This window comes from Exiguobacterium sp. USCH10 (genome assembly GCF_037619445.1).
Taxonomy (GTDB): domain Bacteria; phylum Bacillota; class Bacilli; order Exiguobacteriales; family Exiguobacteriaceae; genus Exiguobacterium; species Exiguobacterium aestuarii_A.
Genome location: NZ_JAQPZO010000002.1, coordinates 485,899 through 507,878 on the forward strand (window position 1 = coordinate 485,899; position 21,980 = coordinate 507,878).

24 protein-coding genes, 1 pseudogene and 1 riboswitch are annotated in these 21,980 nt (G+C 47.9%); of the genes and pseudogenes, 8 read left to right on the plus strand and 17 right to left on the minus strand.

Annotation, left to right across the window (positions count from 1 at the left end; all coding sequences use genetic code 11):
- Nucleotides 1-16: 16 nt before the first annotated feature.
- Nucleotides 17-1,228, minus strand: a complete 1,212-nt coding sequence (locus tag PQI28_RS07025) for an NAD(P)/FAD-dependent oxidoreductase (RefSeq protein ID WP_214746276.1) — start codon at nt 1,226-1,228, stop codon at nt 17-19.
- 263 nt (nt 1,229-1,491) lie between these two features.
- Between PQI28_RS07025 and PQI28_RS07030 the strand changes: the two genes are divergently transcribed.
- Entirely contained in the window at nt 1,492-2,469 is a 978-nt protein-coding gene (locus PQI28_RS07030) for an NAD(P)/FAD-dependent oxidoreductase (RefSeq protein WP_074033516.1), read from the plus strand.
- 39 nt (nt 2,470-2,508) lie between these two features.
- Here the strand turns inward: PQI28_RS07030 and PQI28_RS07035 are convergent, their stop codons facing one another.
- The gene (locus tag PQI28_RS07035; RefSeq protein ID WP_339962832.1) at nt 2,509-3,363 is read right to left on the minus strand and encodes an NAD-dependent epimerase/dehydratase family protein; all 855 of its coding nucleotides are present in this window, start codon (nt 3,361-3,363) and stop codon (nt 2,509-2,511) included.
- A 112-nt stretch (nt 3,364-3,475) separates the two neighbouring features.
- A complete protein-coding gene (locus PQI28_RS07040; protein ID WP_074033519.1) occupies nt 3,476-3,832 on the minus strand; it encodes a HesB/IscA family protein in 357 nt (118 codons plus the stop codon).
- A 98-nt stretch (nt 3,833-3,930) separates the two neighbouring features.
- Nucleotides 3,931-4,073: riboswitch (FMN riboswitch) on the plus strand.
- Between the two features lie 163 nt (nt 4,074-4,236).
- On the opposite strand from PQI28_RS07040, the gene PQI28_RS07045 reads away from it, so the two are divergent.
- Nucleotides 4,237-4,824 carry an ECF transporter S component gene (locus PQI28_RS07045; RefSeq protein WP_214693438.1) on the plus strand — a complete coding sequence of 196 codons (588 nt, stop codon included), beginning with the start codon at nt 4,237-4,239 and terminating at the stop codon, nt 4,822-4,824.
- A 70-nt stretch (nt 4,825-4,894) separates the two neighbouring features.
- Nucleotides 4,895-5,467 (plus strand): nucleotidyltransferase family protein, encoded by a 573-nt coding sequence (locus tag PQI28_RS07050; protein WP_339962833.1) that lies wholly within the window; start codon nt 4,895-4,897, stop codon nt 5,465-5,467.
- Nucleotides 5,468-5,507: 40 nt separating this feature from the next.
- Here PQI28_RS07050 and PQI28_RS07055 read toward each other — a convergent pair whose 3' ends face one another.
- Together PQI28_RS07055 and PQI28_RS07060 are read right to left on the minus strand one after the other, a co-directional pair.
- Nucleotides 5,508-6,719, minus strand: a complete 1,212-nt coding sequence (locus PQI28_RS07055; protein ID WP_214782040.1) for a NupC/NupG family nucleoside CNT transporter — start codon at nt 6,717-6,719, stop codon at nt 5,508-5,510.
- A gap of 202 nt (nt 6,720-6,921) precedes the next feature.
- Nucleotides 6,922-7,158, minus strand: coding sequence for a YuzB family protein (locus PQI28_RS07060; protein WP_074033523.1), 237 nt, complete (start codon nt 7,156-7,158; stop codon nt 6,922-6,924).
- Nucleotides 7,159-7,256: 98 nt separating this feature from the next.
- On the opposite strand from PQI28_RS07060, the gene PQI28_RS07065 reads away from it, so the two are divergent.
- Nucleotides 7,257-8,312 (plus strand): NAD(P)/FAD-dependent oxidoreductase, encoded by a 1,056-nt coding sequence (locus PQI28_RS07065; RefSeq protein WP_214746262.1) that lies wholly within the window; start codon nt 7,257-7,259, stop codon nt 8,310-8,312.
- 242 nt (nt 8,313-8,554) lie between these two features.
- Nucleotides 8,555-9,985 carry a S8 family serine peptidase gene (locus PQI28_RS07070; protein ID WP_339962834.1) on the plus strand — a complete coding sequence of 477 codons (1,431 nt, stop codon included), beginning with the start codon at nt 8,555-8,557 and terminating at the stop codon, nt 9,983-9,985.
- A 91-nt stretch (nt 9,986-10,076) separates the two neighbouring features.
- Here the strand turns inward: PQI28_RS07070 and PQI28_RS07075 are convergent, their stop codons facing one another.
- Nucleotides 10,077-11,363 (minus strand): globin-coupled sensor protein, encoded by a 1,287-nt coding sequence (locus tag PQI28_RS07075; protein ID WP_339962835.1) that lies wholly within the window; start codon nt 11,361-11,363, stop codon nt 10,077-10,079.
- Between the two features lie 174 nt (nt 11,364-11,537).
- On the minus strand, nt 11,538-11,825 hold the full coding sequence (locus PQI28_RS07080; RefSeq protein ID WP_224861643.1) for a YuzD family protein: 288 nt from the start codon (nt 11,823-11,825) through the stop codon (nt 11,538-11,540).
- Nucleotides 11,826-11,953: 128 nt separating this feature from the next.
- Between PQI28_RS07080 and PQI28_RS07085 the strand changes: the two genes are divergently transcribed.
- Complete coding sequence (locus PQI28_RS07085; protein ID WP_012726833.1) at nt 11,954-12,181, plus strand: NifU family protein; 228 nt, start codon at nt 11,954-11,956, stop codon at nt 12,179-12,181.
- A gap of 19 nt (nt 12,182-12,200) precedes the next feature.
- Here PQI28_RS07085 and PQI28_RS07090 read toward each other — a convergent pair whose 3' ends face one another.
- Together PQI28_RS07090 and PQI28_RS07095 are read right to left on the minus strand one after the other, a co-directional pair.
- Nucleotides 12,201-12,980 carry a TIGR01457 family HAD-type hydrolase gene (locus tag PQI28_RS07090; RefSeq protein ID WP_214693457.1) on the minus strand — a complete coding sequence of 260 codons (780 nt, stop codon included), beginning with the start codon at nt 12,978-12,980 and terminating at the stop codon, nt 12,201-12,203.
- A 4-nt stretch (nt 12,981-12,984) separates the two neighbouring features.
- On the minus strand, nt 12,985-13,428 hold the full coding sequence (locus PQI28_RS07095; protein ID WP_074033528.1) for a DUF86 domain-containing protein: 444 nt from the start codon (nt 13,426-13,428) through the stop codon (nt 12,985-12,987).
- 158 nt (nt 13,429-13,586) lie between these two features.
- On the opposite strand from PQI28_RS07095, the gene glpX reads away from it, so the two are divergent.
- On the plus strand, nt 13,587-14,567 hold the full coding sequence (gene glpX, locus PQI28_RS07100) for a class II fructose-bisphosphatase (protein ID WP_047795127.1): 981 nt from the start codon (nt 13,587-13,589) through the stop codon (nt 14,565-14,567).
- Nucleotides 14,568-14,610: 43 nt separating this feature from the next.
- On the opposite strand, the gene PQI28_RS07105 is transcribed toward glpX, so the two are convergent.
- From PQI28_RS07105 to PQI28_RS07140, 8 genes are all read right to left on the minus strand, one after another.
- On the minus strand, nt 14,611-15,282 hold the full coding sequence (locus tag PQI28_RS07105; RefSeq protein ID WP_339962837.1) for a DUF975 family protein: 672 nt from the start codon (nt 15,280-15,282) through the stop codon (nt 14,611-14,613).
- 102 nt (nt 15,283-15,384) lie between these two features.
- Nucleotides 15,385-15,690, minus strand: a complete 306-nt coding sequence (locus PQI28_RS07110; RefSeq protein ID WP_074033530.1) for a hypothetical protein — start codon at nt 15,688-15,690, stop codon at nt 15,385-15,387.
- Between the two features lie 163 nt (nt 15,691-15,853).
- Entirely contained in the window at nt 15,854-16,222 is a 369-nt protein-coding gene (locus tag PQI28_RS07115) for a YutD family protein (RefSeq protein ID WP_339962838.1), read from the minus strand.
- Between the two features lie 48 nt (nt 16,223-16,270).
- Nucleotides 16,271-17,617 (minus strand): bifunctional metallophosphatase/5'-nucleotidase, encoded by a 1,347-nt coding sequence (locus PQI28_RS07120; protein WP_339962839.1) that lies wholly within the window; start codon nt 17,615-17,617, stop codon nt 16,271-16,273.
- Nucleotides 17,618-17,626: 9 nt separating this feature from the next.
- Nucleotides 17,627-18,472, minus strand: coding sequence for a DUF72 domain-containing protein (locus PQI28_RS07125; protein WP_337874611.1), 846 nt, complete (start codon nt 18,470-18,472; stop codon nt 17,627-17,629).
- A gap of 11 nt (nt 18,473-18,483) precedes the next feature.
- Entirely contained in the window at nt 18,484-19,665 is a 1,182-nt protein-coding gene (locus PQI28_RS07130) for an MFS transporter (RefSeq protein WP_339962840.1), read from the minus strand.
- Nucleotides 19,666-19,770: 105 nt separating this feature from the next.
- Nucleotides 19,771-21,090, minus strand: coding sequence for a branched-chain amino acid transport system II carrier protein (gene brnQ, locus PQI28_RS07135; RefSeq protein ID WP_339962841.1), 1,320 nt, complete (start codon nt 21,088-21,090; stop codon nt 19,771-19,773).
- Nucleotides 21,091-21,293: 203 nt separating this feature from the next.
- Entirely contained in the window at nt 21,294-21,566 is a 273-nt protein-coding gene (locus PQI28_RS07140; RefSeq protein WP_339962842.1) for an acylphosphatase, read from the minus strand.
- A gap of 91 nt (nt 21,567-21,657) precedes the next feature.
- Between PQI28_RS07140 and PQI28_RS15620 the strand changes: the two are divergent.
- Nucleotides 21,658-21,795: pseudogene (locus PQI28_RS15620) on the plus strand (sodium:alanine symporter family protein); the annotation flags it as partial.
- Nucleotides 21,796-21,980: the final 185 nt, after the last annotated feature.

A 21,980-nucleotide genomic window follows, 5' to 3' on the forward strand; every position in this document is an offset into this window, starting at 1 on the left:
GTACGTTAATCGAAAATTAGAACTTCCCTTTTTTGAGGACGAGTCCGTATTTTTTCAATTCGATGAAGTGTTTGTTGTCGATGACTTTCTTCATGAATGAAGCGTTGCGACCGAAGATTTTTTTACCCATGACGATTCCGATTCCATCGTTATGACCGAGTGAAGCAACTGTTCCTTTGCTCTCGTAAGTGAACTTCGAAGTCGATTTGCCATTGATGAGCGCAGCGATGTTTTTCGCAACGTTGTGCGCTTGTTGTGTTGCGATTTGTGCCGTCGGTGGGTATGGACGGTTCGAAGCAGGGTCCATGACTGCCGAGCAGTCACCGATGATGAAGACGTTGTCGTGACCTGGTGCACGGTTATCCGCTTCCACCATGACACGGTTACGAACCGCTTCAAATCCTGATTTTTCGATGATCGGGCTACCACTTACGCCACCTGTCCAGATGATCGTGTTGGCGTGGATTGTTTCCGTCGTGTCACCTTGAAGTGGACCAAACGTAACGACACCTGGCTCAACACCTTTGATTCCGTTACCGAGTTTCATCTCGACACCGTTACGCTCCAACCATTTCTGTGCGTACGTTGTGAGTTCTGGGTCGAAACCTGGAAGAACCGTTGGCGCTGCTTCAATGTTGACGATGCGAACAGCTTCGCGTGGAACGTCATATTGTTTGCAAAGCTCTGGGATTCGGTTGACGATTTCGCCGAGGAATTCGATTCCTGTGAATCCAGCACCACCGACAACAATCGTTACGAACGAGCTGTCAGAAGAACCGTTTGTTTTATATTGAGCGAATGAGTACTCGATGTGCTCCTTAATTTTACGAACACTGTTCAACGAGCTAATTGTCATGGCATTTTCTTTCAAGCCTGGGATACCGAATGTTTCCGGTACACCGCCGAGACCGATGACAACGTAGTCGTATTCGACGACGGAACCATCTTCAAGCGTGACTTGTTTCGCAGCAGTATCGACGCGATCGACGATCCCTTTGACAAGTTTCACACGTGACGGGTTCACAATGTCGTTAATGTAAATGCGTGCTTGGTCTGGGTTCATTGTTCCAGCAGCTGGTTCGTGAAGCCAAGTTGTTTGGTAGTGATAATCATGCTTGTTGATGAGCGTGATGTTCGCGTCACCTGCAGCGAGTGTCTTTTGAAGGTTGACGGCTGTGATGAGTCCGCCAAAGCCCGCGCCAAGAATAACAATGTTAGGTCGTTTCATGTTCATTTCCACCTTGTTTAAAGTTTTGTTTTTTTGAACAACTATGTTGTGTGTTTCTTCACATAGATGTTCACAATAAAGCCCATTCTTGTTCAACATCTGTTCACAATTGCTTCTGTTTCATTGTACGCTCTTTAATTTGAATTCTCAATGGAAAAGCTTATCTTCTTGAATTTTTTTTGAAAGTGTTGCATGTTTGTACTGAATGGATTTAATTCAATAAACTCTCTATAATAAATGTATACGCTTTGAGGAGGAATTCGATGAAGACGACGAAAGATGTAATCATCATCGGTGGAGGTCCGGTTGGACTGTTCACCGCATTTTATGCAGGCATGCGCCAACTCGATACGACGTTGATTGAAAGTTTACCGCAACTCGGCGGTCAATTGTCAACGCTCTATCCTGAAAAATATATTTATGACATCGCTGGCTTCCCGAAAGTGAAAGCACAGGATCTGATCGATCAATTAAAAGCACAGGCTGATCAATTCGAGCAAGACTACCGCCTTGGCGAAACGGTCGAAACGGTGGAACGTCTCGAGGACGGCACGTTCGTTTTGACGACGAATAAAGAAGAGTACCATACGAAAGCGGTCATCATCACTGCTGGAAACGGTGCCTTCTCAGCTCGTCCACTCGGTCTTGACGGTTGCGAAGATTACGCAAACCTTCATTACTTTGTCGACAACATGGAGAAATTCCGTGATCGCCGCGTCATGATTGCCGGTGGTGGCGACTCTGCTGTCGACTGGGCACTCATGCTCGAAGGGATCGCGAAAGAAGTACACATCGTCCACCGCCGTGACCGTTTCCGTGCTCACGAACATACGGTCGAACAAATGAAGGCATCGACGATTAATGTCCTTACGCCGTACAACATCGAGTCACTCTCAGGTGAGACACACATCGAATCTGTTGAATTGACGGATAAGGACGGCGAGTCGAAAATCGTTGAGATCGATGATTTGATTTGTAACTACGGATTCGTGTCATCTCTTGGCCCAATCAAGAACTGGGGAATGGAATTTGAGAAGAACACGATCCGTGTCGACTCACGCATGGAAACGACAGTTGCCGGGATCTTCGCTTGTGGTGATATCGCCACATACGAAGGAAAAGTGAAGCTGATTGCGACAGGTTTTGGTGAAGCACCAATTGCCATCAATCAAGTGAAGCAACTTGTGGACCCGACTGCACGTCATCCGCAACACTCGACATCTGTATTTGCCGGGAAATAATGATCAATCCTCTGTGGACCGTGTCCACAGAGGATTTTTTCATTTCCGCATCGTCTGAATGATGACCCGGTCAATCCAGTCATCGAGTTGCGTGAACACGAAGCCCGCCTTTTTCGCTTCAGCGATCGACATATAATAGTCGACGTCCGAATCATATGGTGACGACTCCCCATCTTTTATGATATGGACCGGTTTTCCGACATGTTGTCCGATTCGCTCCATTAAAGCACCCATGGAGATGAGACCGTCACTCGCTGCGTTGAAAGGACCAGTCACGTTCGCACGTCCCACCCATTCTAAAAATGCTGCTGCTTCCGCACTCGAGATGAAGCCCATCTTCGCTTCTGGATGATGCAGCACAATCGGTTCCTCGTTGCGAATAGCGTCCACATAAAATTTGAGTCGATCTGTATAATCATCTGGTCCGAGGACGATCGGTAAGCGTACGGTCGCAACTGGGAATGAAGCTCGATGGAAGAAGAACGACTCAGCTTCTCGCTTCCCTTGTCCGTAGTCATGCTCAGCCTCTAGATGATATTCATAATGGAGCGGATTAAAGTCACTCTCTTTTAAATCAGGACCCGGCGCGTATACCGACATTGTAGACGTCAGGATATATTTTCCGACTTTGTCCATGAACGCATCCGAAGCGATTTTTGCCTGATACGGAGTAAAACAAATGTTGTCATAGACGAGATCGTAACGTTCGCGTGCCAAGTCTTTCATCGTCGCGACCGATTGCCGGTCTCCTTTGATGGACCGAATCCCTTCGGCTTCCGGCACTTGCAACTGTCCCCTCGTCACAATCGTCACATCATCCCCCGCCTCCGCGAGTCGTAAGGCAAGTCGTTTCCCGAAATAGCGCGATCCTCCAAAAATCAATACTTTCCTCATCACCCTGGCCCCCTTCAATACGATTCTCTTCCCTACATTCCCTTTCCCCGACGTTCCGTAACTGGTCGAATCGCACAAAAAAAAGACTATGGCGCTCCATAGTCTAAAATAATTAACATTCTCCGGGTGTACCGGCGTTCGTCGCCGTCCGGAAACTCGAACCACAACCGCATGTAGCAATGGCATTCGGGTTTTTAATCGTGAATCCCCCACCGAGCATCGATTGCTTGTAGTCAATCTCAAGCCCATCGACGACCCCGTGATCGACTTCTGCGACGATGACGCGGACGCCGTGATGGTCGAATTGAATATCTTTATCCGTCTTCTCCTCATCAAAGCCCATTCCATATGAAAGTCCTGTACATCCGCCACCTTGGACCTTCACTCGCAAGTATTGCGCATCTGGACGTTCGGTCTGTTTCATCATCTCTTGCACTTGAAGTGCTGCTGATTCTGTCAAATGAATCATCTGAACTCCTCCTCATTTTATCTTCATTTCAAGTCAATTGACTTGTAGTTTTGTACATTATCTTGTATAACTAAACTGTAACAAAAAAAATTAAATCGTTCCATCTTCGGGGCAGGGTGAAATTCCCGACCGGCGGTATTGAAGAATTTATTCTTCTCAGCCCGTGAGCGAGCAAGGCGTTGCTTGCTGATTTCGTGAGATTCGAAAGCCGACAGTACAGTCTGGATGGGAGAAGATGGCGGCATCCGACCGATATCCGGATGTTTTCTTTGACGTGGACTTTTCCACCTCGGAAAACATCTATTTCGTATGCGCGTAAACTCTCCCGATTGTCTTCATTGCAATCGGGTTTTTATATGCGACGGGTGCCATTCATCGAGGAGCGACCTAAAGGAGAGATTCTGATGAAAACTACGCGCAACAAACGACTGACAACTATGGTGACTTTGGCGATGCTAGGGACGATCTCGTTCGTACTCATGCTATTCAACTTCCCGCTCCCATTTTTACCACCATTCCTCAAAGTGGATTTCAGTGACATTCCTGCACTCATTGCCGGAATCGTCTTTTCCCCACTCGCAGGTGTCGTGGTCGTCGGATTGAAAAACGTCTTGTACTATGTCTTTAACGGTGGCGGTGTCCCGGTCGGAGAAGTCGCAAACTTCTTCGCAGGTGTCGCATTCATGTACCCGGTCGCATGGTTCTACCACAAACGGAAGACGAACAAAGCACTCGCTTCCGGACTACTCGCCGGTACAATCACGATGGCACTCAGCCTCGCCATTTTAAACTATCTCGTCATCTTGCCAGCCTATGCTTTCTTCTTCGGAATGGCAGATATGGCCGACCCGGCCGTGAAGACGGACCTCGTCCTTTACGGGATCTTACCGTTCAACTTGATTAAAGCGATCTTGATCAGCGCACTCTTCGTTCCACTCTTCTTGAAATTGAAGCCGTGGATCGAACGTCAGCGCGTACAACTTCAAGCATAATCGATATACGAGCACTTAGGCGTTGCCTAGGTGCTTTTTTCAATCCGATGGATCAGGAGGAGTTTGATTGATGAAACATGAAGAGGATTTGATTGATTTTTTACAACAAGATGCAGAACTTATGAATCACCTTCGCACCGTTGCTACCCTTCGTCTGCCAGACTGGTGGATTTGCGCGGGCTATATTCGCGCAAAAATATGGGACCATCTTCATGGATACGATGCACCGACCCAAACGGACGACGTCGATGTGATTTATTTCGACCTTACTCAGTCGGAAGAATCCATCGAAAAAGAATTAGAACAGGTGTTGAATCAACTCGACCCGAGCGTACCTTGGTCTGTAAAAAACCAAGCGAGGATGCATTATGTGAACCATTTGCCACCATATACGTCATCGGTCGATGCGCTAGCGCACTTCCCCGAGACGGTGACCGCAATCGGGGTACGTCTCAATGTAGACGGTGAGCTCATTCTCTCAGCACCCTATGGCGTTCAAGACCTTCTCACACTACAAGCTAGACCTACACCGTATTTTGAAACAAGCACCTCAAAACATCCAATCTACTTGAAACGAATGGCTCAAAAAAATTGGCCAGCTCAATGGCCGAACGTCAAATTGTATACATCATCCCTACACTAAAAAACGCGACCACCGAAGTGATCGCGTTTTCTTATACTAATTAGAGAAGAAGTCCAGCCAATGTAGCTGACATCAAGTTTGCAAGCGTACCTGCGAGAATTGCGAGGACACCCATACGTGCGATGTCACCACGACGGTTTGGCGCCATACCACCAAGACCACCGAGAAGGATCGCGAGTGATGAAATGTTTGCGAAACCACAAAGTGCGAATGCGATCATTGCTTCTGTACGAGCTGACAAATCACCAGTACCGATGATTGGTGCAAACTCAGAGAATGCAACGAATTCGTTCAAGACTAATTTTTGACCGAGGAAGCTACCAAATTGTACTGCATCTGCCCACGGAACACCGATGACGAATGCAAGTGGCGCGAACACGTAACCAAGGATCAATTCGAGTGACAAGCTATCAAATCCGAAGAGTCCGCCGACTGAACCGAGGATCAAGTTGACGAGCGCAATCAATGAAACGAACGCGAGAAGCATTGCACCGACGTTCAAAGCAAGGAAGAGACCGTCAGAAGCACCACGTGCCGCTGCATCGACGAAGTTCGCCGCTCTGTCTTCTTCTTCCTCTGCAATCTCGATGTCATCATCGTATTCTTCTGTTTCTGGAACGATGATTTTCGCGAACAAGAGACCAGCTGGAGCTGCCATGAAGCTCGCTGCGAGCAAGTACTCGAGCGGTACACCGAGTGCTGCGTATCCAGCAAGTACAGAACCGGCAACCGATGCAAGACCACCGACCATAACTGCGAAGAGCTCAGACTGTGTCATCGTAGGAAGGTAAGGCTTGATGACAAGCGGTGCTTCCGTTTGACCGACGAAGATGTTTGCTGTTGCTGAAAGTGACTCTTTACGTGACGTTCCTAACGCTTTCGCGAGTGCCGTACCGAGGATACGGATGACCCACTGCATGACGCCAAGGTAGTAGAGTAACGCGATTAATGATGACATGAAAACGATAATCGGAAGGACTTGGAATGCGAAGACGAAGTTGTCGCCGCCGACCGCTGTTCCGAATACGAACGCAATCCCGTCACCCGCCGTGTTCAAGATTGCTTGAACCCCGCTCGAGATCCATTCAAGTGCTGAACGTCCCCAAGACGTGTACAGAACAAGGAAAGCAAACGCGAATTGAACAGCGAATGCTGCCAAGACCGTGCGCCATTTGATGGCTTTACGGTTGGTAGAGAAGATGTAAGCGATTGCAATTAGTGCCAAAATACCAACCACACTCATGATTTTCATTGATGTTGTGCTCCTTTCATATTAAACAAAGCGATTATATGTGTCATACCCGAAAAGAGATGTGCCCTACCGTTTGAAACGCTTTCTTTTTCTCGTTGTTAAACGTCAGACAACCTACATTCGAACCTCTTAGAATATAACATCCCTCTTTTTAAAATGCAACGGGTGAAATAAAAAAGTTTGAGGTCATCCCTCAAACTTTTCACCATGCCATCTCTTCTATTTTTTCATACACCTTCGTCACTAACTCATCCGGTGTTTCACCGGTCACGACTTCCCCGTCGACGAGGCAAAAGAGATCAAGGGAACAGACGCCACAGTAGCCTGTACAGCCGTATTCGACCACATCGAGATCAGGGTCAGACTCTAATTTCGCTCGGGCCACTTGTGAGCCCATCGCTAAATTCGAGGCGCAAAATTCGATGATTGGATTCATCATATATGTCACCGTCTTTCTTTACGTGAATTATCGGAAAATGGTTCTTCTACGGCAGATTATAACATGATACAGTTGAAGAGTAACAAAGGGGGATTATTATGCGCAAATTAGTCGTCTTAGGGGGCGGTTACGGGGGTATGCGTGTCATCGAAAGAGTTCTTGGACATCAGTTGAAGGACGTATCGGTCACGCTCGTCGATCGCTTACCTTATCATGGATTAAAAACAGAGTATTATGCGCTCGCTGCAGGAACAGTCTCGGACCGCGATATTCGCATCGATTTTCCGGAAGAAATTGACTACATATACGGACAAGTCACGGATATCGATACGGAAGACAAGATGGTTCTTCTCGCGAGTGGAGAAAAAGTACCGTATGATGACCTCGTCATCGGATTAGGCTGTGAAGACAAATATCATAACGTCCAAGGGGCAGCAGAGTTCACGTACAGTATTCAAACACTTGAAGAATCACGAAAAACACAGCAAGCGATCAACGGGTTACGGCCTGGCTCGGTCGTCTCGGTCGTTGGAGCCGGATTATCCGGCGTCGAACTCGCAAGCGAACTACGCGAGAGTCGTCCTGATTTGACGGTTCGCTTGTTTGACCGTGGGCCTTCCGTATTATCATTCTTATCCAATCGTGTCTCCATGTATGTGCAATCTTGGTTCGAAGAGCACGGAGTCGAAGTCATCAACAACGCCAACATTACGCGCGTCGATGCCGATGGATTATGGAACCATGAAGATTTGTTCCCTTCCGACTTGACCGTATGGACAGCCGGTATTCAACCGGTCGCTGTCGTACGCAATCAAGGATGGGAGCTTGATGGAGGCGGACGTGTCAAACTGACGGAGCACCATTTCGTCCCTGGCCTACCAGACGTATTTGTCGTCGGAGACAATGCGAGCTTGCCATACGCACCGTCCGGACAGCTCGCCGAAGCTCAGGCGGAACAAATCGTTCAAGTGCTCCTCTGTAAATGGAAAGGACTTGCCTATCCAGAGTTACCAGACATCAAATTGAAAGGGACGCTCGGTTCCCTTGGGAAGAAAGCAGGCTTCGGGGTGTTCATGGGGAAACAATCACTCACCGGCAAAGTCGCCCGCTTGTTGAAGTCCGGCATTCTTTGGAAACATAAAGTCATCAAGTAAACAATTGCGAATGGACCTGACGGGTCGATTCGCTTTTTTCATGCACCGCATCACCGATTTTCTGTTACCGTTACGTCCTCTTGAGTCAAAAGTCTTGTATCTGAATCCCCTGTATCCTTATCTAAATATTCAGATTTTTAATGCCATCGACATATTCTATCCGTTGGAAATACTTGTTACTCTATGAACACGGCAGTACGACATCCTGTCATCTTGCCTACTACCTTAAAGGAGGAAACAAGTTGAAGAAAATCTGTAGCACCGTCCTTGCATCATTGCTCGTCTTATCAACCGTCCCAGGAGGCGCGGAAGCCGCCCCGAACAAGGAGAAAGAACGCGTCCTCGTCGTCTTCAAAGAATCGGCAAAGAAAATCCCTCTCTCGATTGAAGGCATGGAAGTTAAACAACAGTATTCGAATATTCCTGCAGCAGCACTTGAAGTTCCGAAAGCTGCCTTGAACGGACTGAAGAATAACCCGCATGTCGCACACGTGGAAGTCGATCAAACGGTACATATCGAGAACCAAAGCCAGGATTGGGGAATCCCTAAACTTCAAGCTCCTTCCGCTTGGCAAAGTGGGTTCACTGGGAAAGGTGTCAAAGTATCCGTCGTCGATACGGGTATCTCCGCTCATCCTGACTTAACGATTGCTGGTGGTGCCTCGTTTAGTACGGTCACGAGTTCTTACGCCGACGATAACGGTCACGGTACGCACGTCGCCGGGATTATCGGAGCCCGTAACAACAGCATCGGTACGGTCGGAATCGCTCACGAGGCAAGCATCTATGCCGTCAAAGCACTTGAGGCGAACGGTAGCGGTAGTCTATCAAGCATCATCGCCGGTATTGATTGGTCGATCACAAATGACATGGACATCATCAACTTGAGTCTTGGGACGACAAGCCCTTCGACGACACTCCAACAAGTCGTGGATCGTGCGAATAACGCAGGCATCCTTGTCGTTGCGGCAGCCGGAAACAACGGACGTACCGATGGGTCGGGCGATCTCGTCAACTACCCAGCGCGTTACAGTTCGGCAATCGCCGTCGCTGCGACGGATATCAACAACAACCGTGCCTCGTTCTCAGCGACAGGTGGCACAGTCGAAGTCGCAGCACCTGGTGTCAGCATCAATTCAACCCTCTCAAATGGCGGCTACGGTCAAATGAGCGGGACATCGATGGCGACGCCTTACGTTGCAGGTAACCTTGCGCTCATGAAGCAAGCCTTCCCAACGTTATCGAGCACGCAACTCCGTACGAAATTATCGCAAGATTCGATTGACCTCGGTACGGCAGGTCGTGACACTTGGTTCGGAAATGGACTCGTCCAAGCCCCTACTTCTGGTGGTACGACACAACCGGTACAAGCACTCACGTCGACAGTATCGACTTCGAAGTCATACTACTACGCGGGTGAAGTCGTCTCGATTTCTTCAACAGTTCGTAATTCGAATGGCCAAGCAGTCGCGAACGCCGATGTCCGTGTGACGGTCACACAACCGAACGGCGCGACGCTCGTCGGTACAGGCAAGACGAATGCTTCAGGTGCCATCACGTTCACACTCTCTACGAACTCTTGGTCACAGCGTGGTACGTATCAAGTGAAGTCTGACGCGACGCTTACAGGTTACACGGCTGGTTCAGCAACGTCATCGTTCCAACTTCTCTAAACAAAAAAAGTCGAGCGCTTGGCTCGACTACACTGATTGACGAATCACGTCGCTTCATACGACCTGGTTCGTCTTTTTGTAATGTGAACATCTACAATCGTTGCGCCGTATCCATCAACTGTGTCGAAGATGTCGCAATTTGTGTCGTCGCCCGCTTGAGTTCGGCAATCGACTCCACAATCTCATCGATGTCCCCGGCAAGGCTCCCCATCTGTCCGTCGGCATGTTCCGAGTCACCAGAGATCTGGAGGAAGGCATCCGTCACTTGATTGATTCGTCCCATCGTCTGCTTCATCTCTTGCTCGGTTGAAAGCACTCGACTCGATGTCTCTTCCATTTGATTCGTCAAACGCTTCACCAAATCCTCAACTTCTTCCGCTGCTTGCTTGGACTGACTCGCAAGCGTCCGGACCTCGGAAGCGACGACTTGGAACCCTTTCCCTTGCTCTCCAGCCCGCGCCGCTTCGATGGCCGCATTCAAACTGAGCAAGTTCGTCTGATTGGCAATCTGTTTCACCGAATCTGCAATCGTCATGATCTCATTCATCAACTTTTCGAGCGCTTTGATTTCTTGGGCAGAATCTGAAAGGTCTCGTGTGATCTCATCGAGACGGCCTGTCTCGGACAAGATGGCGTCTTTCCCACTCACCGATGAATGAAGCACTGTCCTTAATTTCGTCTGAGTCAATGAACTTGAATGTTTCATGTCATCCGCTCTCTCGTTCATCGACTGGAAACTGGCCATGACCTCTTGCGAGAGCGCCGCTAAGTCTTCACTAGCCTGTTGGATCGTTTGACTGATTTCATCCTTCACAAGTTGCATTTGGTCACGAACGACTGCAGCTTCGTCATCGAACATCTCCAGTACGATCTGTTGCTCAAAATTAAAGATTTTCGAAACCGCCATCATCAACTTCATTTTTGATTCGGCGTCGAGCTGCTCATCTTGAATCGATAAGACGAGTGTTTCAAATATTTTTTGGAAGGCAGCCATGTACCACTTTCCTTTTAAGCCGATTAGATAATGACGTTTGGCAATCACGAGGCGTCTGTTAATATACGCTTCATTCAACTTTCCTTCAAACATCTCCATGATGTGGTTCGAGAGGGTCAGTTTCAATTTGTCCGAAGACGAGTGTTGCCGAATCAAGTCTTTCATCTCATCAATCTTTTCGAGCTCCTCATAAAACACATCAACTAAACGGGGTGTCAACTGACGTAGTTCATGTTGATAGGCACGCAAATAAGCGAGATCTTCACGTTCGAGGCGAATCAACTGACGTTGTCTTTCTAAATCCTCCGGTAACGCGATCAACAAGTGCTCCATTTGGGACGAGGTGTCTAAATGGATCGGCATGTTTCGTTTTCGAGCAAACATTGAACAGTCCTCCTTCAATGAATGTTTTCGTTAAATTTTCAAAATATTATAAAAATTATGCAAGTTATGTTCAGTTTAGCTCGTTAGTAAAAAGTTGTAAAATCGTTTTCGAAAGAATAGGTAAACAAAAAACGAACCTTGCCTTCGCATGGTCCGCCTGTCGTCAATACTCATTTATGATTGCTTCGCTTCAATCGCCGCATATACTTTTCTTAACTGAACGACGCCTTCATCAATTACTTCCCCGTCTAACAAGACGAGCGGATAGAACCATTCGTCCTCTTTAAGTGCCTGTGCAAACTCGTCTTCACTCTGTTCGAAGTCGATATATTCGAACGAAAAGGATTGCTCTGGATACTTTCGTCCGAGTGCACTTTGTAACCATTCATACGTCTCGGTCGAACTCGGTGCACCGACACAACTCGCACATTGAACTTCAGCCCCATATACCGTAATTTTCATCTTCATTCCCCCTCAAAACCATTATACAAAATCCTTCCCTTACTCGATGATGAAACGCTCAGCGTAAATGATTGAGAAACACTCTCAAACTTGCTAGAATAAAGTAGAACGAGAAAGGGGTAGATACCATGGAAATGTTTGATCAAGTCCAAGAAGTGCTCGATAAATTGCGTCCGTTCTTGCTTCGTGACGGCGGAGACGTCGAACTCGTAGATGTCGAAGAAGGCATCGTCAAGCTCCGTTTGATGGGTGCTTGCGGCAGCTGCCCGTCTTCAACAATCACGCTAAAAGCCGGTATTGAGCGTGCACTCATCGAAGAAGTACCAGGCATCGTCGAAGTAGAACAAGTATTCTAAGCAAAAAGGGAGACATTCGTCATCCCTTTTTTTCATGCTTCCATTCATCTAAGCTCTCGACCATATAGGTTGGGAGTTTTTCTTGTTCTTGGATAAATGCCGGTCCATGTACACCTGAATTCACATGGAGTGTACGAATGCCACCATTGATTCCAAATAAAATATCTGTGTGATAGTTATCCCCTACCATGACGACATCTTCTTTATTCAACCCAATCATGTCGAGTGCGATGTCAATCATGACCGGTTCCGGCTTTCCGATGAAGAAAGGATCTTTCTCCGTCGTCACGGTCAACACGGACGTGAGTGATCCGTTCCCCGGTAAAAATCCACGTTCGGTCGGAATGGCGATATCCCCATTCGTCGAGATGAATCGAGCCCCCGAACGGATGGCGATTGCGCCTCGCGCCAACTTCTCATACGTGATGTGTCGGTCGAGTCCGATGACCACGTAGTCCGCCTTCGGTTCGTCCGTGACATGAAAACCGCGAGACTCTAACGCGAGACGGAGTCCGTCTTCCCCAATCATATAGACGGTTGCTCCTGGCGACATCTTCTCAATATAAAAAGCCGTCGCCATCGCGCTCGTCAAGACGTTCTCCGCCTTCACGTTTGCGCCCATCGCAATCAATTTATCCGCGATCTGTTGTTGTGTCATCGATGCGTTGTTCGTGACGAACAAATACGGAACGCCCGTCGCTTCTAATTCGTTGACGAAATCAACCGCTGCCTGAACGGGTTCTGTACCGGCATACATCGTGCCGTCTAAATCAAACAAATATCCTTTAATCGGTTCCATCCAATCACTCGCTTTCTGGTAAGAATGCGGACACTGGTCCAAGCTCGACTTCTAAGTAGTGACGAACTTGTGCGGAGAATGCCGTGAAGTCTTGTTTTGACGTCTTCACCCACTCATCAAATTTTGATGCGTCGGCGTGCACAAACTCACGAACGTAATAGGCACGTAATCCGACGAGCGCTTTCGTCGCGTTCGCCGTCGTTTCATCAAGTACACGCTCATCCAGTAAGATGTCGACAATGTCTTCATAACTGCCCGGATCTCGCATAATGAACCCGTCAATCATCGAGTTCCCAACATCGATGACACCTTCCATAAGAAGGACGGCCATTCGCTGTTTCGCAAGCTCCACCGTGAACGCATCCCCCGTCAATTGATCGGTGTGCGCTAACATCGTCTCCATTTGTTCCAGTGTCTGATTAATCTTCTCTCTATTCACAAAATACATGATGATCCCCCCTGCTGTTAATACTAATGCTTTTTCGGTCAGGAGAAAAGAATCTGTCCTATTTACATCATTTATAAAATTGTGATACACTAATCAACGGATTTAAACCGTAAAAAGTATAACACATTGAATAGAGATAACGTGGAGGGTACAACATTATGGAACGTGAATTAGCATTAGAAATCGTACGGGCAACAGAAGCAGCAGCACTCGCATCATCGAAATGGATTGGACGCGGTCAAAAGAACGAGGCCGATGATGCAGCAACGTCAGCGATGCGAGAAGTTCTCGGAACGGTCAACATGGATGCGACAGTTGTCATCGGAGAAGGTGAACTCGATGAGGCCCCAATGCTCTACATCGGGGAAAAACTCGGAACGACATTCGGTCCGAAAGTTGACATCGCTGTCGACCCACTCGAAGGAACATCCATTGTCGCAAAAGGCCTTGGAGATGCGATGGTCGTCATCGCCGTTGCTGATGAAGGTGCCCTCCTCCACGCACCCGATATGTACATGGACAAGCTTGTCGTCGGTCCAAACTTAAAAGGGAAAGTCTCCCTCGACGAACCGCTCGAGTCAATCATTGAAAAAGCTGCGAAATATAATAATAAGCGCATCGAAGAAGTAACGGTCATCATGCAAGACCGTGACCGCCACGAACACCTTCGTCAAGCCGTCATGAATGTCGGCGCACGTGTCAAGCTCTTCGAGGATGGCGATGTCTCTGCCGGAATCGCTGCTGCCGTCAAATCGAACCCAATCGATATTTTCATCAGTACAGGCGGAGCTCCTGAAGGAGTCATCACAGCCGCTGCTGTCAAAGCGCTTGGTGGAGACATGCAGGCCCGTTTACATCCGATGAACGAAGAGGAATCAGCTCGCGTCATCTCAATGGGAATTGAAGACCCACTTCAACTCCTTACGCTCGACGACCTCGTCAAGAGCGACGACTGCATCTTTGCTGCGACGGGTGTCACTTCAGGTGAGTTGCTCGATGGCGTCAAGTTCTTGACGGATGATATCGTCGAGACGACGTCACTCGTCATGCGCTCGAAGACACGCACGATTCGTAAAGTCGTGGCTGAACATCACTTGTCATTGAAACCATACTTACAAAAAACTGAAGTCAACGCCTAAAAAAAACGCCTTGCTCAATAAAATGAGCGAGGCGTTTTTTTGATTAGAATCCTTGTTCCGTTCCGTGTACCGGCTCGTCCGAACCAACTTGGTTGTCGCGAATCGAGTCATAGAACGTCGCATACGTTGTCGAGAAGTAAGGTCCGATGAAGAAGAACCCAATCCCTAATGTCAAAATACCGACGAGGAACCATCCGAAGAACGACAAGAAGAGCATGAATGCTTCCATCTTGTGCCCGTCCATGAGACGACGCGATTCCGTGATCGCTTCGAGTGCCGAAAGCTCAGACTGATCGCGTAAGATATACGGCGTAAGCGAGTACGAGAATCCTTTGATGATTCCAGGTACGATGAGCAATAACGTCCACAATACGAGGAACACACCCATCACGAAAGACGTGATGACATGTTTCAAATAACGTTTTTGGAACGGCTTGAACAATGTCGAGAGTGATGCGCCATTTCCGCGTGATACGTTAAGCGCGAGCCATGACCAACCGATGGCAAGTGGTGCAATCAAGATTTGAAGAACGTTCGACACGAAACTTAACGTGACGTCTGTCGATGTGAGCGGCTCTGTAGAATTCGGGTCCACAGGTGGAGCAAATCCTTGTGGAATCCCGTTGATGATCATGAACAAGAGTGCCAATCCAGCCATGAGCCACCATTTTCCTTTCAGTGCTTGTCGTGCATGTTGTTTCCATTCAGATCTCATTGTAACCCATCCTTTTTTATAGTCTTCTCTACAGTGTACGTGAAAAGGTTGAAGGACGTTTCAAAAAAACATAAAAAAGGGAAAGGATTTTTCCCTTTCCGTTTAACGAATCATTACGTTACCTAAAAAGAACTGAGACATGGATAAGATCAACAAGAGCACTCCGAGCGAAAACGCTAGGTGAGATGTAACTTTGAAAACGCGACTCCGTAAAAAAGAGTGGCTGTATTCAAAGCGACGGACGATCAACACATGAATGAGTTCAAAAAGAATGACTGCCGCCGTAAAATAAAAAGTCATCATGATATGAAAGCCAAAAAAGAACATGGCCAGTATCCCTAGTCCGAGATTATGAATTCGATTATGGACGTCATCCCGATCCCCGACGGTCGTTTGTACATGTTGCATCCAATCACCTCACTCCAAAAACCAAAACTACGTAGCTATCCTTAATGACAATTTATCACATTTTTCCAACCCTTAAACTCGAAGTCATGACTTTTTACCTAAACGAAATATTTGGAAATTAACTGTAATATAGAAATATAAAAAGTGCTGATTGCTCAGCACTTTACGCATTTTTCTCTTCAGTCTTGTTGAACTTCCGCTTCAACTTCAGTTTCTGCTTCGTTCCACCAAAGACAGGACCACTCTCTTCTTCGTTAATGTCCGTCTCTTTCTTCAGAACGAAATAAGGACATCCGAAATTACAATACTCGTATACATAGTCCATCACGTGATCAATCCGGTTCTCATACGTCGCTAACTTTGATTGTGGTTCATAGAACCCCTTCAAACGTAGCTGCCCGTGTCCCCAGTCGCCGACAATATAGTCGTATTTATCAAGCACGTCACTATACCTTGCGATAAACGCTTCTTCGTCAAATCCGTCGCGCTTCTCTTCTAAAACGGTATATCCGTGGCGATTCACTCGAATCATCGCTCCCACCTCCACTCTGTTATCATAGCATGTCCCGCTATGACGGCTCTATCCTTTTCGAATGACCTCATGACGAGCGACGATTGTCTCTCGCAACACATCCCTTAGTAATTCCGGCATGAAATATCGCTTCGGCTGGTCTGCTAAGTATGGAAGGAGCGGTCCAAACGTCAACATATCGACCGTCGCGACGCGATATGTCCGATTCGGTTCAAGCTTTTCTCCCATGACGTAGTACTGACCGTCCCGCTGTTCGATTTGATACAGACTCGGTTCACCGAGTACGGTGCCTCTGAATCCTAGACCTCTGACGTGCATATTCGTGAACGTTTCCTCATTTACGTCATGTAAAAATCGTTCGAGCGTCTTACCGTCAAGCGTCAGGACACATGGGTTGATTGGATGTGGACAGATCCGATGCAACATGTTCAGCGTGACTTTTCCTGGAGCGAGACCGTCTAGGACGACTCCGGACGGAATGATTCCGACATCGGCTGCACACCATTCGACCATCCCTTCTACAAGCAACTCACCAAGCGGAGAATACCCGAACCAATCAGATGCATATCCTTCTGTTTCTGCAATTGTGATATCAAGGAGGCGTTCGGCATCTGCCCCTTCTGTATCTAACAACGCCAACGTATCTGGACTATCTGATTGTTGTGACAGTTCGTGGAGGCGAGCTTCTTTCGAAACGACTCCTGACTCATCGAGCGTCAGCGTCACTTCCCCGACATACTTCCCATATTTCCCGGCTTGTGCAATGAGCACTCCGTTCGTCGTCACGCCTTCATCTAAAACGTGATGCGTATGGGCCCCGAGGATGACGTCAATGTCAGGATACATGTCTGCTAATCGTTCATCCCCGAAGAAACCGAGATGACTGAGTGCGATGATGACATCACAATGTGCCAACCGCTCTAGCGCTCGCTTTGTCGCTTCGTAAGGCGATTCGATTTGCCAACCAAGTTCGGGATACAACTCTTCATAAGGGGCTGTGACACCAAATAAGCCAATTTTCAACCCATCACGCTCAAGAACAAGCGTTTCTTCGACCCAATCTGGTCGCGACCCGTCTGCTTCATACACATTCCCAAGCAAAATCGGGAACGTCGCCTCTTCATATAGATCGGCTAACCAATCGTGTGGAAACGTGATGCCTTCATTGTTTCCAATCGTGACGGCCGTCGGTTGAAGTCGCTCGAGTAAGCGAACGTTCAACTTTCCGCGCGTCACCTCAGTCGCCGGATGTGTGCGATCGGCATGATCTCCTAAATCAAAATAGAGTGTATCGTCCGTACGCCGTTCTTCTAGAAATGAAACAAGTTTCGGCCATTGGTCGAACTTTGAGTGAAGATCATTGTAGTGAAAAATAGTAAGTTTCGTCACGGCCATCCCTTCCTTCTAAAACAGACTAATTTGTCTAGGTGCAAGCTCGTATTCGAGCCCGAGAATTTCAATCAAACGTTTGGCGTTCGGAGCCGCGTCCCCGGCCGAGTTGTTGTTAAAGTATACATACACGTCTTTCGCTTCACGGTCAATCTCGCGAAACGCGGCGGCAAGCTCCTGAAGTTCTTCTTCACTATAGCGATACAGACATCGAACGTGCCGCCATTCCTGACTCGTCATCCCCGGCTTTTTAAGCCAACCTGACGTATTACGTCCATGCAATCGTACGACGGCTACCTCAGGGTGTGTCACGACCGGCACGAACGGAATACTGCTTTCTTTCGTCTGTGGCTCATCACAAATCGTATTGATGAATCGCTGTTCCTTTAAAAATTGAAGCGTACGATCCCGGAACGCCTCAGAGAACCAAGTTGGATTACGAAACTCGATGGCAATCTCATAATCAGAGAGTTCGGCACGGAGTGTTCGCAAATAGTCGAGATGTGGTTTCGATACGTCGAACCAAGGCGGAAGCTGGACGAGCACGGCCCGTAACTTCCCTGCCTGTTTTAATGGATCGACCGAAACACGATAACGCTCAAACAATTCAATAAGTGGTGTTTTCGGTTCACGGTCATGTCCGCTCATTTCCCGGGAAACTTTGACGACGAATTGGAAATGGTCCGGTGTCTCAGTATCCCACTTCTCGAAATTTTTCACGGGCTGTATCGCATAAAATGTCGAATCGACTTCAACGGTCGGGAAGTGACCCGCGTATGTCGATAGTTTATGTTTTCGTTCCTCTGGGGTCGTGTATAACAGATCGTGGTCACCCCATCCAGTCACACCAACGTAAATCATAGCGTCCTCCTTTATGACTCCGAAATGACGGTCGCTTTCCGTTTCGACCAGTTCCATGTGCCTATATACGTAATGAGCAACAAGACCAGCCCCATGATGAACGGATAGCGCATATCAATATCAAACGCAATACCCGCGAGTGTCGGTCCTAAAATATTTCCGATGCTCATATAGGCGTTGTTCATCCCCATCGCGAGTCCCTGTTCGTTTCCGGCAAGTTTTGAGACGAGCGTGTTCAATACCGGGCGCAAGATGGACGTCGACAAGAAAATGACGAGTGTCACTGCAAAGAACAACATATACGTTCCCGCGAAGAGCGATAATAAGAAACCAAACGCCGCGAGCGCGATGAAGGCGAGGACGACTTTGACCTCTCCCATCAGCTCGACTAAACGGTCTACCGCGAACAGTTGGACGATGACACTGACGACGCCCGTTCCCGTCACCATGATCGCAATCTCTTGAGGCGTCGCGCTGAACATCTCGCTGACATATAATCCAAGCACTGATTCATACGCCATGAGCCCGAACGCCATGACCAAGTTGATCAATAACACGAAGAAGTATGGTTTACGTGTCGACATGACCAATTGTGTCGGTAATGATTCCTTTATTTTCGGTTCCACGTAAGGAGCACGGTCCGGTTCTTTTAAAAGAAGAACGGATGAAATGACAGCAATGAACGAAACGATTGCTGAGACGAGTAATGGCGTCTTTAGCCCGAACTCGGCAAAAAATCCACCAATCCCTGGTCCGACGACAATTCCTAGTGACATTGCCGCGGAAATATAACTGTTCCCTCGCGCTCGCTGTTCGAGCGTCGTGATATCCGCGACATAGGCAAAGATGGCAGGAATCAATAACGCGGCCCCGACTCCCCCAATGGCACGCGACACAAGCAGGATCGTTAAATTATCCGATAGATAGAAGACGCCCATCGAGATGGTAAATCCGATGAGACCTAAAATAATCATCAAGCGACGACCGTACACGTCTGCCCATTTCCCCGCAATTGGTGACATGACGAGCTGAGCACCCGCAAATACGGAAATCATCAACCCGGCGGCGGTTCCCCCTTCGCCAATCATCTTTAAGTAATCCGGAATAATCGGGATGATGATCCCGAAGCCGGCGACGGCGATAAACATATTTAACATGAGGATCGCCAATTGATTTTTTTGTTTTGTTGTCAACGCATGTCACTCCCTTTTCATCTTTCCATTTTACTGTTTGAGCTCACATATGGGCAAACAATAAGACAGAAAAAAGCCCATCCTTGACCAAAGGATGGGCTAGACTTATGAGATGCGTGACTGAGCAAGTGATTCTTGCGATGCACCCTTCGGAAGAAGGAGTGTGATCGCATAGACAATCATCGTTGGAACCGCCCAAGCAAGACCGATTTCCGCCATTGGTAAGTTTCCGATCCAAGAAGTGACCGCAGACGGCTGGATGCCGTTCCACGTTTCAAAGAACGAGAGCACGAGCGCCGTATAAATCGTCGCTTTCATCGCCACACCAGGGTTTCGCTGAAGTCGTTCTGTCACCGATACGAGCACGAGCGCGATCATGACCGGATAGAGAAGCGTGAGAAGTGGGACCGCGATTTGGATCAACGTGCCCAATCCGACGAGTGAGATCAAATAGCCGAACAATGTAGTCGCGATGACGACATGGTGGTATTTGAGTGAATCAAACTGGTTGCTGATGAAACGTGAGAACTCTGAGATGAGTCCGACCGCTGTCGTCAAACAAGCTAGGAAGACTGCTAACCCGAGAGCGAGCATTCCGACTTGGCCGTATGACGTACCAGCGAACGCTTGGAGAAGGCTTGCACCACTCGTTGTTCCTTCTGCGACCGTCATATTCGCACCGATTGATCCGAGCGAAATGTAGACGAGCATCAAACAGGTAACCGCGAGCATCCCTGCAGAGCGAAGGAGTGAAGACGCTTCTTTTTGGTCACTCAATCCATTGGCTTTCAACGTGACGAGGACGATTGCCCCAAAGACGAGGGCCCCGAATACATCCATCGTCAAATAACCTTGTTGGAAACCTTGGCCGAGTGCGCCAACCCATGTCTCAAATCCTTCTGCTGGAGCTCCTGGCTCCCCGAGTGGAGCGACAAGGTTCGTGATTCCAATCGCTGCGAGCAAGAACAAGAGGATTGGTGTGATGATTCGTCCGATGACTTCAATCAACTTTTGAGCACGAAGCGTCAAGAAGAACGTCAACCCGAAAAAGACGGTCGAACTCATCGCGAGTGTCAAAGTTGAAGGTGCATCGAGAAACGGAACGAGTCCCATTTCATACGTGACAGCAGCCGTACGTGGGATTCCGAAGAATGGCCCGATGGCTACGTACATCAATCCCGTCAAGACGAGCGCGAGACGTTTTGGAATATAACGAGCAATTTGGTCTGTTCCGCCGCCGACCCGAGCGACTGCGAACAAAGCAAGAAGCGGTAAACCGACACCCGTAATGACGAACCCGATCATCGCCGGTACGAGGTTTTCCCCCGCCAAGGCGCCGAGCTCTGGTGGGAACAGCAAGTTCCCGGCCCCAAAGAATAAAGCAAAAATCGTAAACGCTAACGGGAACAATGTCGATTTTTTCATACAACTACCTCCATACACTTGATATTCCGAACGACTTAACAAAAAAATAATAACTAAATTTTCTGACAATATATCGCTTGGTCTATTTCATTATACACACTTCCTATCGTTTGACCACCCCATCTCCAAAATTCGAGGTTTAATTTTTTGAAATGTAGATTTCACAAAAAAATCCCCTTCGACATGAAGGAGAATGTAAGCGTTTAATAACGAATGTCAAACTTCCGGAATCCTTGATCGTCTGTCTTCGCTTCATCAATTCGCTCGACGCCGACGAAACGATTTCCGTCTTGTAAAGCTTTTTGAAATGACTCGATGTCTTCATTTGTGCCTTCTACGTGAAGTTCGACCGTTCCGTCATTCAAGTTTCGCACCCATCCTTTGATTCCGTATTGGCGAGCTGTCTCTTGTGAAAAGTTTCGAAACCCGACGCCTTGGACACGTCCAGATACGACCAAATGTTTGGCGACTCTCATTCTATATTCCTCCTTTATTTTGACAAAAATGTTTAGAGTCCTTACTTTAGGAAACGGTATTTAAGTAAAATAATGGAATTGAAGTGGTTATATATATGCAGTTATCGATATTGTCACGAATTTTTTAAATTGGCTTTGGGGAGTGCCAATCATCTCGTTACTCGTCTTGTCCGGTGTATTTCTCACCATCAAACTTGGTTTCTTTCAGTTTCGCTATCCGATCTACATATGTGAACTACTCGCACTTATTCGCTTCGCAAATTGAAGTGGGAGCTTCTTGGGAAGACCGTGCTCTTACTAGCCACGGTTGTTTACCAAGCTCGTCGGGCAGTCCCTGCCCTGAAGGATTGTCAGTCGGCCAACATCAATAGGTTGATGCTCGCGTTGATGTCACGGTCATGATGCGCGCCACAG

Coding starts and splice junctions, on each gene's coding strand:
- PQI28_RS07025 (WP_214746276.1), bottom strand. CDS start 1,228: ATGAAACGACCTAACATTGTTATTCTTGGCGCGGGCTTTGGCGGACTC.
- PQI28_RS07030 (WP_074033516.1), top strand. CDS start 1,492: ATGAAGACGACGAAAGATGTAATCATCATCGGTGGAGGTCCGGTTGGA.
- PQI28_RS07035 (WP_339962832.1), bottom strand. CDS start 3,363: ATGAGGAAAGTATTGATTTTTGGAGGATCGCGCTATTTCGGGAAACGA.
- PQI28_RS07040 (WP_074033519.1), bottom strand. CDS start 3,832: ATGATTCATTTGACAGAATCAGCAGCACTTCAAGTGCAAGAGATGATG.
- PQI28_RS07045 (WP_214693438.1), top strand. CDS start 4,237: ATGAAAACTACGCGCAACAAACGACTGACAACTATGGTGACTTTGGCG.
- PQI28_RS07050 (WP_339962833.1), top strand. CDS start 4,895: ATGAAACATGAAGAGGATTTGATTGATTTTTTACAACAAGATGCAGAA.
- PQI28_RS07055 (WP_214782040.1), bottom strand. CDS start 6,719: ATGAAAATCATGAGTGTGGTTGGTATTTTGGCACTAATTGCAATCGCT.
- PQI28_RS07060 (WP_074033523.1), bottom strand. CDS start 7,158: ATGATGAATCCAATCATCGAATTTTGCGCCTCGAATTTAGCGATGGGC.
- PQI28_RS07065 (WP_214746262.1), top strand. CDS start 7,257: ATGCGCAAATTAGTCGTCTTAGGGGGCGGTTACGGGGGTATGCGTGTC.
- PQI28_RS07075 (WP_339962835.1), bottom strand. CDS start 11,363: ATGTTTGCTCGAAAACGAAACATGCCGATCCATTTAGACACCTCGTCC.
- PQI28_RS07080 (WP_224861643.1), bottom strand. CDS start 11,825: ATGAAAATTACGGTATATGGGGCTGAAGTTCAATGTGCGAGTTGTGTC.
- PQI28_RS07085 (WP_012726833.1), top strand. CDS start 11,954: ATGGAAATGTTTGATCAAGTCCAAGAAGTGCTCGATAAATTGCGTCCG.
- PQI28_RS07090 (WP_214693457.1), bottom strand. CDS start 12,980: ATGGAACCGATTAAAGGATATTTGTTTGATTTAGACGGCACGATGTAT.
- PQI28_RS07095 (WP_074033528.1), bottom strand. CDS start 13,428: ATGTATTTTGTGAATAGAGAGAAGATTAATCAGACACTGGAACAAATG.
- glpX (WP_047795127.1), top strand. CDS start 13,587: ATGGAACGTGAATTAGCATTAGAAATCGTACGGGCAACAGAAGCAGCA.
- PQI28_RS07105 (WP_339962837.1), bottom strand. CDS start 15,282: ATGAGATCTGAATGGAAACAACATGCACGACAAGCACTGAAAGGAAAA.
- PQI28_RS07110 (WP_074033530.1), bottom strand. CDS start 15,690: ATGCAACATGTACAAACGACCGTCGGGGATCGGGATGACGTCCATAAT.
- PQI28_RS07115 (WP_339962838.1), bottom strand. CDS start 16,222: ATGATTCGAGTGAATCGCCACGGATATACCGTTTTAGAAGAGAAGCGC.
- PQI28_RS07120 (WP_339962839.1), bottom strand. CDS start 17,617: ATGGCCGTGACGAAACTTACTATTTTTCACTACAATGATCTTCACTCA.
- PQI28_RS07125 (WP_337874611.1), bottom strand. CDS start 18,472: ATGATTTACGTTGGTGTGACTGGATGGGGTGACCACGATCTGTTATAC.
- brnQ (WP_339962841.1), bottom strand. CDS start 21,090: ATGAAAAAATCGACATTGTTCCCGTTAGCGTTTACGATTTTTGCTTTA.
- PQI28_RS07140 (WP_339962842.1), bottom strand. CDS start 21,566: ATGAGAGTCGCCAAACATTTGGTCGTATCTGGACGTGTCCAAGGCGTC.